The sequence below is a fragment of the Shimia aestuarii genome (genome assembly GCF_900114635.1).
GTDB lineage: Bacteria > Pseudomonadota > Alphaproteobacteria > Rhodobacterales > Rhodobacteraceae > Shimia > Shimia aestuarii.
Genome location: NZ_FOTQ01000007.1, coordinates 220155 through 234497 on the forward strand (window position 1 = coordinate 220155; position 14343 = coordinate 234497).

11 protein-coding genes and 1 tRNA gene are annotated in these 14343 nt (G+C 61.8%); 3 read left to right on the top strand and 9 right to left on the bottom strand.

Annotated features, from left to right (window positions below; all coding sequences use genetic code 11):
- Positions 1-36: 36 nt before the first annotated feature.
- From BMZ35_RS16370 to BMZ35_RS16390, 5 genes are all read right to left on the bottom strand, one after another.
- On the bottom strand, positions 37-1275 hold the full coding sequence (locus BMZ35_RS16370) for a DUF1501 domain-containing protein (RefSeq protein WP_093095107.1): 1239 nt from the start codon (positions 1273-1275) through the stop codon (positions 37-39).
- Between the two features lie 17 nt (positions 1276-1292).
- A complete protein-coding gene (locus tag BMZ35_RS16375; RefSeq protein ID WP_242654831.1) occupies positions 1293-2693 on the bottom strand; it encodes a DUF1800 domain-containing protein in 1401 nt (466 codons plus the stop codon).
- Between the two features lie 193 nt (positions 2694-2886).
- Positions 2887-4737, bottom strand: coding sequence for an aspartate--tRNA ligase (gene aspS, locus BMZ35_RS16380; RefSeq protein WP_093095109.1), 1851 nt, complete (start codon positions 4735-4737; stop codon positions 2887-2889).
- A gap of 106 nt (positions 4738-4843) precedes the next feature.
- Complete coding sequence (locus BMZ35_RS16385; RefSeq protein ID WP_093095112.1) at positions 4844-5494, bottom strand: aminotransferase class IV family protein; 651 nt, start codon at positions 5492-5494, stop codon at positions 4844-4846.
- Positions 5449-6573 (bottom strand): aminodeoxychorismate synthase component I, encoded by a 1125-nt coding sequence (locus BMZ35_RS16390; RefSeq protein ID WP_093095115.1) that lies wholly within the window; start codon positions 6571-6573, stop codon positions 5449-5451. Before BMZ35_RS16390 ends, BMZ35_RS16385 begins: the two co-directional genes overlap by 46 nt.
- Positions 6574-6766: 193 nt before the next feature.
- Here BMZ35_RS16390 and carB point away from each other — a divergent pair, with 193 nt between their 5' ends.
- Positions 6767-10099: a carbamoyl-phosphate synthase large subunit gene (carB, locus tag BMZ35_RS16395; RefSeq protein WP_093095117.1), complete on the top strand. Its 3333-nt coding sequence runs from the start codon at positions 6767-6769 to the stop codon at positions 10097-10099.
- Positions 10100-10160: 61 nt separating this feature from the next.
- Here the strand turns inward: carB and BMZ35_RS16400 are convergent, their stop codons facing one another.
- Both BMZ35_RS16400 and BMZ35_RS16405 read right to left on the bottom strand, forming a co-directional pair.
- Complete coding sequence (locus tag BMZ35_RS16400; protein ID WP_093095118.1) at positions 10161-11021, bottom strand: cation diffusion facilitator family transporter; 861 nt, start codon at positions 11019-11021, stop codon at positions 10161-10163.
- Between the two features lie 95 nt (positions 11022-11116).
- On the bottom strand, positions 11117-11512 hold the full coding sequence (locus BMZ35_RS16405) for a RidA family protein (RefSeq protein WP_242654832.1): 396 nt from the start codon (positions 11510-11512) through the stop codon (positions 11117-11119).
- A gap of 175 nt (positions 11513-11687) precedes the next feature.
- On the opposite strand from BMZ35_RS16405, the gene BMZ35_RS16410 reads away from it, so the two are divergent.
- A complete protein-coding gene (locus tag BMZ35_RS16410) occupies positions 11688-12134 on the top strand; it encodes a M78 family metallopeptidase domain-containing protein (RefSeq protein WP_093095119.1) in 447 nt (148 codons plus the stop codon).
- 262 nt (positions 12135-12396) lie between these two features.
- Here the strand turns inward: BMZ35_RS16410 and BMZ35_RS16415 are convergent, their stop codons facing one another.
- On the bottom strand, positions 12397-13632 hold the full coding sequence (locus BMZ35_RS16415) for an acyl-CoA dehydrogenase family protein (protein ID WP_093095160.1): 1236 nt from the start codon (positions 13630-13632) through the stop codon (positions 12397-12399).
- Positions 13633-13806: 174 nt separating this feature from the next.
- Here BMZ35_RS16415 and BMZ35_RS16420 point away from each other — a divergent pair.
- A tRNA-Gln gene (locus BMZ35_RS16420) sits at positions 13807-13881 on the top strand.
- Positions 13882-14088: 207 nt separating this feature from the next.
- Here the strand turns inward: BMZ35_RS16420 and BMZ35_RS21315 are convergent.
- Entirely contained in the window at positions 14089-14325 is a 237-nt protein-coding gene (locus BMZ35_RS21315; RefSeq protein WP_423227763.1) for an HNH endonuclease, read from the bottom strand.
- Positions 14326-14343: the final 18 nt, after the last annotated feature.

Consider the following 14343-nt stretch of genomic DNA (forward strand, 5'->3'; position numbering starts at 1 on the left):
GCACGGGGGGAAAGGGCCACCATGCGCCTCAAAGCGTCACGAAAGCAGCCCCGGATCGTTCCCCATCTCCACCCCCGGAAAGACCGTGTCTTCAAGGAACCCTCGCTCCAGACCAAAGCTCGACCGGATCGCCCAAGCCGCCCAGTGCCGCACGTCCCCCGTCGGCATCAGGTCGCGGCGCTGGAACAGATCGGCCTCGTTAAGCCCCGGCCAATGCCCAAGGACCCGTCCTCCTCTGAGCGCTCCGCCCGCAAGCACCATAGTGCCGCCCGTGCCATGATCCGTCCCCTTGGTGCCATTTTCCCGCACGGTCCGGCCAAACTCGGTCATGGCCAAAACAGTTGTCCTGCCCCAAGCCGCATCGTCCAACCCTGCTTTCAACGTAACCAGCGCATCCGCCAGACGCTTGACCGGCGCGTTCAGCGCGCTGAGCTGCCCGCGGTGTGTATCCCACCCCCCCAAGGAAAAGCAGGCCACCCGCGCATCTTTGGCCAGCTGCTGAGCCGCAAACTCGGCAATGCGCACGTGCCGCATGCCGCCCGTGGCGCCACCCATGTCCATGTTCGATTGCATCGCATCCATCATCGGCGCCCCGGCCGTCTCGAAAATTGCCTGATCACCATCCTGACCGGCAAGGGCAACCGCCTGCTCCAAAGCGGAGCCATAGGCAGGGTCCGCCTCGTATAGCACGCGCAACAGGCTCAACCCCTGTGCGCTCAGCACGACATCCACGTCCGGCGACCAGCTGTTGATCGGGAACGGGCCGCTGGCCAGAAGCATCGGATCAATCCCGATCGTATAGGCGGTGCGGGCATCAACGCCCGGCATCCCGCCGAGCATCCGGTTGAGCCATCCGCTGCGTTCTGGCCCACCCTCAAGCCCGGGCGTGCCCGCCTCAAGAATATCCTGCCCGTCGAAATGGCTGCGCTTGTTTCGATAGGGTGTCGACACCGCCTGAATAAATGCCAGCTCCCCTGCCCGCCACAACGGCAAAAGCGGCGCCATTCGGGGATGCACGCCATAAAACGAGTCTAGGTCAAGCGCATGGTCACGCTCGGCTGCCAATCCCGGCCTGACCTGCGCAAAGGCAGCATCCCCCCACGGGCGCAAAACGTCCAGTCCATCCATTCCACCGCGCAGGATGATCACCACCAGCCGATTGTCCGTCGGCAACGCCGCAAAACTCGCCGTGGTGACAAACGGGCTCGCGGCAAGAGAGCACCCGACAGCGCCCGCCCGGGTCAGGAATGCACGTCTCGACAACATGTTGGCCATGGTTCCTCTCTCTTCCCTCAATGGCGCTGAAACGCCGGTGACATCAGGACGAGTGCGGTTCCGATCCTGCGGTCTTCGGCAGCCTTTGCGGCAAAAACGACCTCGGCAGGCGCCCGCGGCCCCAGCGCTTGCACCACAAACTCCCGCGGGTCGGGCAGCGGGTCGGATAATAGCGACGGCGCGCTCATCGCCCATTGCAGCCGCGCGGCCACCCCCTGTGGCGTCACCCAATGCGTGTCTTCTTCCGGCCATCCTTGTGGTCCCGGCGGGGTTTCACGCGGCTGCCCCATCAGGGACATTGGCGTCAGAACGATCTGACGCGCACGTCCCGGTGCAATCTCGCGCGTTCTTTCGGCCCGGACACCCAGCGCCCGCATGCTCGAGGCCACAAAGGTGAACGGGCGTTTGGCGTTCCCTTGCGCCCCAGAATCCCGCCAGGACGCCTCATGGCGCAACATTGTCTCATAAACGGCAGCAAGCGCGCCGTCGGTTTCCAGATACGTGTCGGTCATGGCTTTCACCAATCCGGGGTCCGGCGTATCGGACACGAAATGGCGTGCCAGTTTCCACGACAGGTGTGCCGCCGTCGACGGGTGCCGCGCGAGATCGCGCAACACCGCATGAATATCGTTAATAGAGCCGGCGTCTCCACCATAGCTGCGCCCAAGAACCGTTTCCGCACCCGGCTCGGACCGGGCATTTCTGAACTCGGTTCGTCTTGACCGCGTCGCGACCAGCCCCGTCAAAAGCTCGGCCAGCTGGCGCACGTCCTCTTGAGTGTAGGGACCCTCGACCCCAAGCGTATGCAACTCCAGAACTTCACGCGCCAGGTTCTCATTCAGCCCTCTCAAGACCTTCTTTTCGGACCGTTTTTTCGCAAAGGCGCTGTTGGGACCGACCGATGCGGACTGATCCAGAAAGTGCAGCATCATCGGGTGCGTGACGACGGCGGTCAGAAGGTCTTCCATTCGGCCGGACAGATGCGGGCGAATTGCTGTCTCCATGTAAGGAAAAACAAGTTTCTTGAACTCACGATTTTTACCGGTCGCAGAAAAATGATCGAACCAGAATTCGGCAAGCCGTTCGCGAAACCCGTCTTCGCTCCAGGTGCATCGCAACAACGCCTGCCAAGTCCACTCGATCTGCAACCGGATGCGCTCGCGAAACATCAGGCGAAGTTCCCGGTCGATCTCACGTCCGTCACCACCGGCTTTTCTGGTACGGCGCAGCTCTTTCAGGAGTTCCGCATAGGCAAGCCCCTCTGCGCTCAGGTCTTCAAAGCTAGGAATTGGAAACGCCTGCGCAGCTCGGTCCTGCCCTTTGAGACCCACCAGCATCTGCTCGACGGATGACGGCGCAGCAACCAAAGCCGACAAACCGCAGCCAAAGCGCGTTTCAGCCATAATCGGATCGAACATAACCTGCCCCTCCACCGTTTCGTTCCTGGCGCCCAGGCCCGTTTTGAACATATGCCGACGCAGCAGGATTTTACAGAAAATGAAACTCCCCTCGGCGGCATCGGTCAAATCTTGCCACTGCGCCCTGCCAGCCGCCCAAAAGAAAGGCCGCCCCGGTACGGGACGGCCTGGCAATCGGTCTGCGATGCGGCGCTTATTCCTGCGGGATCACCCGCAGGCCCAGTTCCATGAGTTGATCGCTGGTCGGATCGCTGGGCGCGTTCATCATCAGATCTTCCGCGCGCTGGTTCATCGGGAACATCACCACTTCGCGAATGTTCACCTGATCGGCCAGCAGCATCACGATGCGGTCGACGCCAGCCGCACAGCCACCGTGCGGCGGGGCACCGTATTTGAACGCGTTGACCATGCCACCAAAGCGCTTGCGCACTTCGTCTTCGCCATAGCCGGCGATTTCAAACGCCTTGAACATGATCTCGGGCTTGTGGTTCCGGATCGCACCCGACACCAGCTCATACCCGTTACAGGCAAGGTCATACTGGAAACCGGTCGCCGACAGCGGATCGGTTTCAAGAATCTCCATCCCACCCTGCGGCATCGAGAACGGGTTGTGATCGAAATCGACCTCGCCGGTGTCCTCGTCCTTCTGGAAGATCGGGAAGTCGACGATCCAGGCAAAGGCAAACCGGTCTTCGTCCAGAAGGCCAAGCTCCTTGCCGATCACGTCGCGGGCACGCCCCGCAACCGCCTCGAATGCCTTCGGTTTGCCGCCAAGGAAGAACGCCGCATCACCAATCCCAAGACCCAGCTGCTGGCGGATCGCCTCAGTGCGCTCGGGGCCAATGTTCTTGGCGAGCGGACCAGCCGCCTCCATACCGCCCTCGACCTCGCCGGATTTCAGCATGGCCTGCGCTTCCTTGACCTTGATGCCAAGTTCCTGCGCCACCGAGTCAGCAGTTTTCTCGCGCCAGAAGATATAGCCCATGCCGGGAAGGCCCTGCTCCTGTGCGAACTTGTTCATGCGGTCACAGAACTTGCGCCCGCCGCCGGTCGGGGCTGGAATCGCGCGCACTTCGGTGCCTTCCTGCTCCAGCAGCTTGGCAAAGATCGCAAAACCCGAGCCTGCAAAATGTTCGGATACGTCCTGCATCTTGATCGGGTTGCGCAGGTCGGGCTTGTCGGTGCCGTACCATTTGGCCGAATCCGCATAGGAAATCTGCGGCCAGTCGGCATCCACCTTGCGGCCACCACCGAACTCTTCGAAAATGCCCTTAAGCACCGGCTGGATCGTGTCGAACACATCCTGCTGGGTGACGAAGCTCATCTCCATATCGAGCTGGTAGAAGTCCGTTGGCGAACGGTCGGCGCGCGGGTCCTCATCGCGGAAACAGGGCGCGATCTGGAAATACTTGTCGAAACCGGCAACCATCATCAACTGCTTGAACTGCTGCGGTGCCTGCGGCAGTGCATAGAACTTGCCCGGATGCAAACGCGACGGCACGAGGAAGTCGCGCGCGCCTTCGGGGCTCGAAGCCGTGATGATCGGCGTCTGGTATTCGCGGAAGCCCTGATCCCACATGCGCTTGCGCATCGAGGCCACGACATCCGAACGCAGCTTCATGTTCTCCTGCATCGCCTCGCGGCGCAGGTCGAGGAAGCGATACTTGAGACGGGTTTCCTCGGGGTATTCCTGATCTCCAAAGACCATCAGCGGCAGTTCGTCGGCTGCGCCCAGCACCTCGAGATCGCGCACGAACACTTCGATCTCGCCGGTCGGCAGTTTCGGGTTCACCAGTTCGGGATCGCGCGCCTTTACGTTGCCGTCGATGCGGATGCACCACTCGCTGCGCACTTTTTCCATCTGGCTGAAAACCGGGCTGTCCGGGTCGCAAAGCACCTGGGTCACGCCATAATGGTCGCGCAGGTCGATGAACAGAATGCCACCGTGGTCACGAACACGGTGAACCCAGCCCGACAGGCGGACGGTTTCACCGACATTGGATTTGTTCAGGTCGGCGCAGGTATGGCTGCGAAAGGCGTGCATGGTCGCTCCCTCATGAGGGTCAGAATGGTGAAGTCGCGCCGATACACCTCTTTGGGGGCGCAAAGTCAAGGTACGTCGTCGGGAACTCTTGCCAAACCGGCCGAATTTACCCCGCCAGCCGCGCGGGGATCAGGCCCCGCAGCGAATTGCCGACATGCAGGGCCCGCGCGCGCCCCAGCATGGGCAACGTCACGACCGCTTCGCGCACCTCTCCGGCTTCAATCAGCGATTGGCGCAGAACGCCGGGCAACACCCCACAGGACAAGGGCGGCGTGACCATTTCGCCGGTCTCCAGCGTCACGAACAGGTTGGTGATCGTCCCCTCGCAAAGCTCGTCGCGCTCGTTGAGAAACAGCACCTCGTCCACACCCTTGGGCAGGGTGGCGCGGGTTTCATCATAAAGCGCGCGCTGCGTCGTCTTGTGCGCCAGCCACGGATCGTCGGACCGCAGCCTTTGCCCGGACACAGTCACCACCCATTCACGCGCGGTCGCGGGCGGCATCGGCGCGGCAACGATCTCGACCCGCCCCTCCCGGTCCAGCGTCAGACGGCAGCGCAACGGCGCATCGCAATCAAACGCGTCGAGCTTGGCCCGTATCTCGGCGTGATCAAGCGGAAACCCGAAAGCCGCCGCCGACCGCTCCAGGCGCGCCTTGTGCAGGTCTCGCCGTGTGATGCTGCGGGTTGACGGATCGAAACAGAATGTCTCGATCAGGCGGGTTCCGTCAGGAACGGGAGCGCGAAACGGGCTTTCCATGTGGCCTCTTCATATTCGGATGTGGCGGTGCTGTCCCAGACGACTCCGCCACCGACGTTCAAAGTGGCACGTCCATTATCCAGCATCAATGTGCGGATCGCCACGTTGAACTCCGATCGCCCATCCGGGGCGGCCCAGCCGATAGTGCCGCAATAGATGCCGCGCGGCTCCGGCTCTAAATCGTCCAGAATCTCCATCGCCCGCAGCTTGGGCGCCCCGGTGATCGACCCGCAGGGAAACAGCGCCGCGAAGATATCCGCCAGCCCCGTCTCCAGACGCAGCTGGGCTGCTACGCTCGACACCATCTGGTGCACGGTTGCATAGCTCTCGATCCGGAACAACTCGGGCACATGAACGCTGCCCGGCTTGGCAACCCGGCTGATATCATTGCGCAGCAGGTCGACGATCATCAAGTTCTCGGCCCGGTTCTTCTCGTCCCCTGCCAGCCACGCCTTGCGCCGTGCATCTTCAACCGGATCATTACTGCGCGGCTGTGTGCCCTTCATGGGCCGTGTCTCGATCCGCCCAGTGGCATCGGTGCGAAAGAACAGCTCGGGCGACCGGCTGAGGATATCCGGCAGGCCTGACTGTCGAATCAAGGCGCCATGCCCCACCCCCTGCCGCCGCATAAGCGCACTATAAAGCGCCTCGGCAGAGCCCGCGAATGCCGCCTCCATCGGAAAGGTCAGGTTCGCCTGATAGATGTCCCCGGCCCCGATATAGCCGTGCACCTGCTCAAAAGCGGCGCGATAACGTGCCTCGCTCCAGAGGGGCCGAAATCGGTCCAGCCCGACTTCTCCGTGCCCAAGCGGTCTTGCCGGCCCTGGCTCATCATACACACCGAAACACAACAACGGCAGCGCGCGTCCCGGCTTCAGCCGATGAATCAACCGCGGCTCAAGAGCATATCCCATCTCGTAAGTGCCATAGCCTGCCAGCCACATACCCTCTGCGCGGGCCGCATCCAGTTCTGCCAGCGCCTCGGGAACCTCTGCGGCGTCCCGCGCCACGACAAGACGGCGCGCGCCGTAAAATCCTTCGGCCTGTCCAGAGGGACCATGATCAAAGCGAATCTCCAAACCCGCTCTCCTTGCTCTTCACTGCGACCCAAGCTCTAGACCGCACCCACGGGAAACAACACGCCCAAAAGCGGCGGTTCAGGCTGTTTTCCCGATCCCCCTTGCACCTTGGCCCGCGATGTCTATAACCCACGACAATTTGCGCATCCGGGCGACTCCTCACTCCATCGCCCGCCCTAGCCCGAGGTCTGCCATGCCCAAAAGAACCGACATCTCCTCGATCATGATCATCGGGGCCGGTCCCATCGTGATCGGTCAAGCCTGTGAATTCGACTATTCCGGGGCGCAAGCCTGTAAGGCGCTGCGCGAAGAAGGCTATCGCGTCATTCTCGTGAACTCGAACCCGGCGACAATCATGACCGACCCGGGCCTCGCGGACGCCACCTATATCGAACCGATCACGCCCGACACCGTCGCCAAGATCATCGAGAAAGAGCGCCCCGACGCGCTCCTGCCCACCATGGGCGGTCAGACCGGCCTCAACACCTCGCTTGCGCTCGAGGAAATGGGTGTGCTCGAAAAATATGGCGTCGAGATGATCGGTGCCAAGCGGGACGCCATCGAAATGGCCGAAGACCGCAAACTGTTCCGAGAAGCCATGGATCGCCTCGGCATCGAAAACCCGCGCGCCGCGATTGTCACCGCCCCCAAGAAGGAAAACGGCGAAGCCGACCTCGAAGAAGGTGTGCGCCTCGCGCTGGAAGAGTTGGAAGACATCGGTCTTCCCGCCATCATCCGCCCCGCCTTTACCCTTGGCGGCACCGGCGGTGGCGTAGCCTATAACCGCGAGGACTATATCCACTTCTGCCGCTCGGGCATGGACGCCTCGCCCGTGAACCAGATCCTCGTCGATGAAAGCCTGCTGGGCTGGAAAGAATTTGAAATGGAGGTTGTCCGCGACAAGGCTGACAACGCCATTATCGTCTGCGCCATCGAAAACGTCGACCCGATGGGCGTGCATACCGGCGACTCGATCACCGTCGCCCCCGCGCTGACGCTGACCGACAAGGAATATCAGATCATGCGCACGCACTCGATCAACGTGCTGCGCGAGATCGGTGTGGAAACCGGCGGCTCCAACGTGCAATGGGCCGTGAACCCGGTTGATGGCCGCATGGTCGTCATTGAAATGAACCCGCGCGTGTCGCGCTCTTCGGCGCTGGCCTCCAAAGCGACGGGTTTCCCGATTGCCAAGATCGCCGCCAAGCTGGCCGTGGGCTTTACCCTTGATGAGCTCGACAACGACATCACCAAGGTCACGCCCGCCTCGTTCGAGCCGACCATCGACTATGTCGTGACCAAAATCCCGAAATTCGCTTTCGAGAAATTCCCGGGCTCCGAGCCCTACCTGACCACGGCCATGAAATCCGTAGGCGAAGCCATGGCTATTGGCCGCACCATCCACGAGTCGCTGCAAAAAGCGCTCGCCTCGATGGAATCCGGTCTCACCGGCTTTGACGAGGTCGCCATTGAAGGCGCGCCGGACAAGGCCGCCGTGATCAAGGCCATCTCGCAGCAGACCCCGGACCGTATGCGCACCATTGCGCAGGCCATGCGCCACGGTCTGAGCGACGACGAAATCAACGCCGTCACCCATTTCGACCCGTGGTTCCTCGCCCGGATCCGCGAAATTGTCGAGGCCGAGGAAGAGGTGCGCGCCAATGGCCTGCCCTCGGACGAGGCAGGCCTGCGCAAGCTCAAGATGCTGGGCTTTACCGACGCCCGCCTTGCCAAGCTGACCGGCTACAAGGAACGCGACGTGCGCAACAAGCGTGTGAACGCGGGCGTCACCGCCGTGTTCAAACGCATCGACACCTGTGCCGCCGAATTCGAAGCGCAAACCCCTTACATGTATTCCACCTACGAAGCGCCCATGATGGGCGACGTGGAATGCGAAGCGCGCCCCTCGGACAAGAAAAAAGTCGTCATCCTTGGTGGCGGTCCGAACCGGATCGGGCAAGGGATCGAGTTTGACTATTGCTGCTGTCATGCCTGTTTCGCGCTGACTGATCAGGGCTATGAAACCATCATGGTCAACTGCAACCCCGAGACCGTCTCGACCGACTATGACACCTCCGACCGTCTGTATTTCGAACCGCTAACCTTTGAACACGTGATGGAAATCCTCCGCGTGGAACAGGAAAACGGCACCCTGCACGGCGTCATCGTTCAATTCGGCGGCCAGACCCCGCTGAAACTCGCCAACGCGCTGCATGACGAGGGTATTCCGATCCTCGGCACCACACCCGACGCCATCGACCTCGCCGAAGACCGCGAACGCTTCCAGGCGCTGGTGAACGAGCTGAACCTGAAACAGCCGCTGAACGGCATTGCTTCGACCGACGCCGAAGCGCTCAAGATCGCCGAAGAGATCGGCTTTCCGCTGGTGATCCGCCCCTCCTATGTGCTGGGGGGCCGCGCCATGGAAATCGTGCGCGACATGGCCCAGCTGGAACGCTACATCAAAGAGGCCGTGGTGGTTTCGGGAGACAGCCCGGTCCTGCTCGACAGCTACCTGTCCGGCGCGACGGAACTCGACGTCGACGCGCTTTGTGACGGCGAAGGCGTCCATATCGCAGGCATCATGCAGCACATCGAAGAGGCGGGCGTGCACTCGGGCGACAGCGCCTGTTCACTGCCTCCCTACTCGCTGGCCGCCGACACGATCGAAGAGATCAAGCGCCAGACCGTGGCGCTCGCCAAGGCGCTCAACGTGGTGGGCCTGATGAATGTGCAGTTCGCGGTCAAGGACGGCGAAATTTACCTCATCGAAGTCAACCCCCGCGCCAGCCGCACGGTGCCCTTCGTCGCCAAGGCCACCGACAGCGCCATCGCCTCGATTGCCGCACGCCTGATGGCGGGCGAACCGCTTTCGAACTTCCCTCAGCGTCCTCCCTACGAAGAGGGCGCCGACATCTCGACCCCGCAACCCATCGCCGACCAGATGACGCTGGCCGACCCGAACATGCCGTGGTTCTCGGTGAAAGAGGCCGTGATGCCCTTCAACCGCTTCCCCGGCGTCGACACGATCCTGGGTCCGGAAATGCGCTCCACGGGCGAAGTCATGGGGTGGGACCGCTCCTTTGCCCGCGCATTCCTCAAGGCACAGATGGGCGCGGGCATGGTCCTGCCGACCTCGGGCAAGGTCTTCATCTCGATCAAGGATGAAGACAAGACGCCCCAGATGCTCGAAGCGGCGCAAATCCTGCTTGAGATGGGCTTCACACTCGTGGCCACACGCGGCACCCAGGGCTGGTTCGCCGAGAACGGCGTCACCTGCGATGTGGTCAACAAGGTCTACGAAGGCCGACCCAACGTGGTCGACCTTCTGAAGAACGGCGACGTGGTGCTGGTCATGAACACCACCGAAGGCTCTCAGGCTGTCTCCGACAGCCGCGAAATCCGCTCGGTCGCCCTGTTTGACAAGATCCCCTACTTCACCACCGCCGCCGCCGCCCACGCCGCCGCGCGGGCGATGAAGGCGCGCGAAGAAGGCGAAATCGAGGTGCGTTCGCTTCAGGGGTAAGCACGACACCCTTCCCAATGAAAGGCCCGGGTTCTGCCCGGGCCTTTTTCTTTGCCAATCCTTATATGAGCTCGCTTTCCGGCTCCACATGCACCGTCGTGCGCGCCACCGGGAGCACCTCCTTCACGGCCGCCTCGATCCGGTCACAGATGTCATGCGCGGCCCCCACGCTCATCGTCTTGGGCACCACGAGATGCATCTCGACAAAGACGATCGAGGCCGACCTGCGCGCGCGCAGGTCGTGCACCTGCAGCGCCCCCTCTGATGCTCCTGACACCGCCGCTTCGATGGCCTGCAACTCGCCGTCATTCACTGACGCATCCATCAACCCATCCACCGATTCCGAGAGCACCTTCCACCCTTCCCGCAGGATGTTCAGCGCCACGAGGATCGCCAGAATCGGATCAAGGATCATCCACCCCGTCGCCAACGCCAACCCAAGGCCCACAACCACCCCGACCGAGGTAAACACGTCCGTCAGGATATGGCGCGCGCTGGCCACCAGAGCCGGCGAACGATTGGCCCGCCCCACCCGCATCAGCGTCATCGCCCACGCGGCGTTGATCCCCGCGGCCACCATGTTGACCACGATCCCAGCCATGGGGGCGTCCTTCAACGACGGGTCTGGCAGCGCTCCAATCGCCTCACGCATCACCAACAACGCTGCCAGCAGGATCATTGCCCCCTCAGCCACCGCCGACAGGTACTCCGCCTTGCTGTGGCCAAACGGGTGCTTGTCATCCGCAGGTTTGGCCGACAACTGCACCGCATAAAACGCGATCATCGCCGCCACAACATTGACAATCGATTCCAGCGCATCCGACAACAACGCCACCGACCCGGTCCAGTGCCACGCCAACAGTTTCAGAAGAAAGACGGCAACAGCCACCGGGATCGACCACAGGGCAAACTTGTGAGACATCAGGACTCCGGGATCATGACCACCTGCCCTGTCATAGCGACAACCGCGCCCGGCATCAAATCGCGCCCGCGAGGTCGGGTCGTCGCATCCTGCCCCTACTCTGCGACCACCGCGTCCACTTCGATCTCGACCAGCCATTCCGGGTTCACGAACCGGTTCACCGCCATGATCGTGTCCACCGGTCGGGCATCGAGACAATAAAGCTTGCGCGCCTCGATGGCCTGTTTCCAATTGTCGATATCAGTCAGGATCACCCGCGTGCGCACGACGTCCTGCAAACCAGAACCGGCCTCTTCAAGCGCCGCTTTGATGATCTCGAAACATTGTCGGGTCTGGGCAAAGACATCGCCCACCCCCACCGTTTTACCATCGGCATCGACCGGCGCCGTGCCGCCAACGGCGATGAACGGTCCCACTCGTATGGCACGGCTGAACCCGACGATCTTCTCCATCGGGTTGCCATTGGAAATCAGAACACGGCTCGCTGACATGGTACCTTCTCCCTTTGCGCAACGCCAAGTCTACACCGACTCGCCTGCGTCCCTTCAAAAAAACCGCCGCACTTGACCTATGTCGCCTTCCAACGCGCCCGCTTCGGCTAAGCTGCGTCGGAACACCGCGTGAAACCCACGCGAGAACCTCGCGAAAACCACGGAGCATCACCCAATGAAACCGCTCAGCCTCGCCCTGATCCTCTGCCTGGGCACCGCCGCCGCCGTCGAAGCACAGCCGCTAACCTGCCGCTCGTGGCAGGGAATGGAAGTGCCCTATCTTGGTGATGCAACGCTGAAAACCGTGGGCGGAGCCACCATGAATGCGCGCGGGCGGGCGGTGATCCTCCTCAACCCCGAGATCCTGTCAACCTTCCCCGAACCGGCGCGCGATTTCTTCCTGGCCCATGAATGCGGCCACCACGCGCTTATCCCCGACTACAACACCGAGGCCGAGGCGGACTGTTTCGCCATGCGTCTCCTGCGCAAGAAAAAGTTGCGAACGCCGGAACAGGTAACGGCATTGCAGGACGCCCTGACAACCCTGCCCGACACCGCATGGGCCGGTCACCGACCCGATGCCGAGCGGATCGAGGCATTGGCGCACTGCCCCGCCGAGTGATCTGTCATTGACCAACCCGCCCCGGCCCTGCCAGTCTGTCGGCAATACAACCAGCAGACCGGGACAAGCCTCATGCGTATTGCGATCCTTCTGGGAACCCTTCTGACACTCAGCGCCTGCGGTGGCGTGCCTTTGGTTCCGTTCATCTGAAGCAGCCCCCAACGGAAAACGGGGGACCGACAGGCCCCCCGATTGAATGTCGCGCAGAACTTTGCACCGACGCGATACCGACATTTTACCGACGCAATACCGACGTCCGCAATCACACCTTCTGCTGGGTGTATTTCTTGAGCTCCTTGCGCGCCACCTGACGGCGGTGCACCGCATCCGGCCCATCGGCAAGACGCAACGTGCGCACCTGCGTCCAGGCAATGGCCAGCGGCGTGTCCTGGCTCACCCCGGTGCCACCATGCATCTGCACCGCCTCGTCGATCACCTTAAGCGCCACGTTCGGTGCGATCACCTTGATCTGGCTGATCCAGGGCGCTGCGGCCCGCGCGTCTCCCTGGTCCATCATCCAGGCCGTCTTGAGGCACAACAGGCGCGCCTGCTCGATCTCCATCCGGCAATTGGCAATGATGTCGTAGTTCGCGCCGAGATGCGCCAGCGGCTTACCAAAGGCTTCGCGTTCCAGCGCGCGTTTGCACATCCGCTCAAGCGCCGCTTCGGCCTGTCCGATGGCGCGCATGCAATGGTGAATCCTTCCCGGTCCAAGGCGGCCTTGCGCAATCTCGAACCCGCGCCCTTCCCCCAAAAGGATGTTTTCCTTGGGCACACGTACATTCGTGAACCGGATATGCATATGTCCATGGGGGGCGTCATCATGACCATAGACCATCATCGGACGCAGAACCTCGATCCCGGGCGTGTCTGCAGGCACCACGATCATCGACTGGCGCTGGTGCACAGGCATCTCCTCGCCCCCGGTCTTGACCATCACGATATAGACCTTGCAGCGCGGATCCCCCGCCCCCGAGGACCAGTATTTCTCACCGTTGAGAACATAGTCATCCCCGTCCGCGACACAGGGCATCGAAACATTGGTCGCGTCCGAGCTGGCCACGTCCGGTTCGGTCATCAGGTAGGCCGAACGGATGTCACCATTCAGAAGCGGCTTCAGCCACTGTTCCTTCATCGCATCTGAACCATAGCGCTCGAACACTTCCATGTTGCCTGTGTCCGGCGCTGCACAGTTGAACACTTCCGCGCCCATCGGCGTCTTGCCCATTTCCTCGGCGAAATAGGCGTATTCCACGGTTGTTAGCCCCAATCCCCGCGCGCTGTCGGTCAACCAGAAATTCCAGAGTCCCCGCTCGCGCGCCTTGGCTTTCAACCCTTCAAGAATCTCTGCCTGGCGCGGCGTATAGGTCCAGCGATCGCCCTTGCCGATCTCGGCATGGTATTCCTCTTCCAACGGCATGATCTCATCCCGGATCATGTCCTTGACCTGTTCCAACTGTTTCTCGACTTCTGGCCGCATACCCAAAAACATGTGCAATCCTCCCTGCATTCCGGTTGAGCTGAGCATGCGCCCGCCGGTCCGGGCATGTCCATCTTCACCACAAAAAGTGACGCAAGGTTCCGACCCGGATCGGCGGTCGTTTTTTTTGTCAAAAAGTGCAGTTGGGGTCTTGCAGACTCCCAATCCACCCGCTACTTAGCCGCTCACCGTTGGGGTGTAGCCAAGTGGTAAGGCAGCGGTTTTTGGTACCGTGTATCGTAGGTTCGAATCCTACCACCCCAGCCATCTTCCTTAAGATCAGTAGAACAAGAAGTCAGGCACCCCGAGGGTCCTGAGAATGCCCCTGTTTGTGCCCCAGTGGTTGGGGTCATGCTGGAGCCTAGGCAGCGTGCTACGAGAGCGGTGGAGAAGGCACCCCGGGCACCCGTGGCGGGTGCTGAGGGTGGGTCGGGAGCCTCCAGTGCGAGTGCTGAAGGCCCACGCCACAGGTGGCTAGAGCAGATCGAAGTCGACCCCATTCGCCCAGTAGTCCCAGTCGTCTCGCTTGTTATCCGCTGCCGACCCCTCAATCAGGTGCTCTGGCCGGACGCAGCACTTGTTATGGCATCGATGGCGAACCACCGTCGACCCATCGAGTACCGCCCGGTTGACCACGCAGTAGACGAACCGCGCCGCTGAGACTTGCCGCCCCCGGTAGCGTATCTTTGGTCGTGTCTTGGATGAGGCCACCCAGCACCCGTTTTCATC

What these genes read in the sequence shown, in the direction of transcription:
- BMZ35_RS16370 (WP_093095107.1), bottom strand. Translation starts at nt 1,275, where the DNA reads ATGGCCAACATGTTGTCGAGACGTGCATTCCTGACCCGGGCGGGCGCT.
- BMZ35_RS16375 (WP_242654831.1), bottom strand. Translation starts at nt 2,693, where the DNA reads ATGTTCGATCCGATTATGGCTGAAACGCGCTTTGGCTGCGGTTTGTCG.
- aspS (WP_093095109.1), bottom strand. Translation starts at nt 4,737, where the DNA reads ATGCACGCCTTTCGCAGCCATACCTGCGCCGACCTGAACAAATCCAAT.
- BMZ35_RS16385 (WP_093095112.1), bottom strand. Translation starts at nt 5,494, where the DNA reads ATGGAAAGCCCGTTTCGCGCTCCCGTTCCTGACGGAACCCGCCTGATC.
- carB (WP_093095117.1), top strand. Translation starts at nt 6,767, where the DNA reads ATGCCCAAAAGAACCGACATCTCCTCGATCATGATCATCGGGGCCGGT.
- BMZ35_RS16400 (WP_093095118.1), bottom strand. Translation starts at nt 11,021, where the DNA reads ATGTCTCACAAGTTTGCCCTGTGGTCGATCCCGGTGGCTGTTGCCGTC.
- BMZ35_RS16405 (WP_242654832.1), bottom strand. Translation starts at nt 11,512, where the DNA reads ATGTCAGCGAGCCGTGTTCTGATTTCCAATGGCAACCCGATGGAGAAG.
- BMZ35_RS16410 (WP_093095119.1), top strand. Translation starts at nt 11,688, where the DNA reads ATGAAACCGCTCAGCCTCGCCCTGATCCTCTGCCTGGGCACCGCCGCC.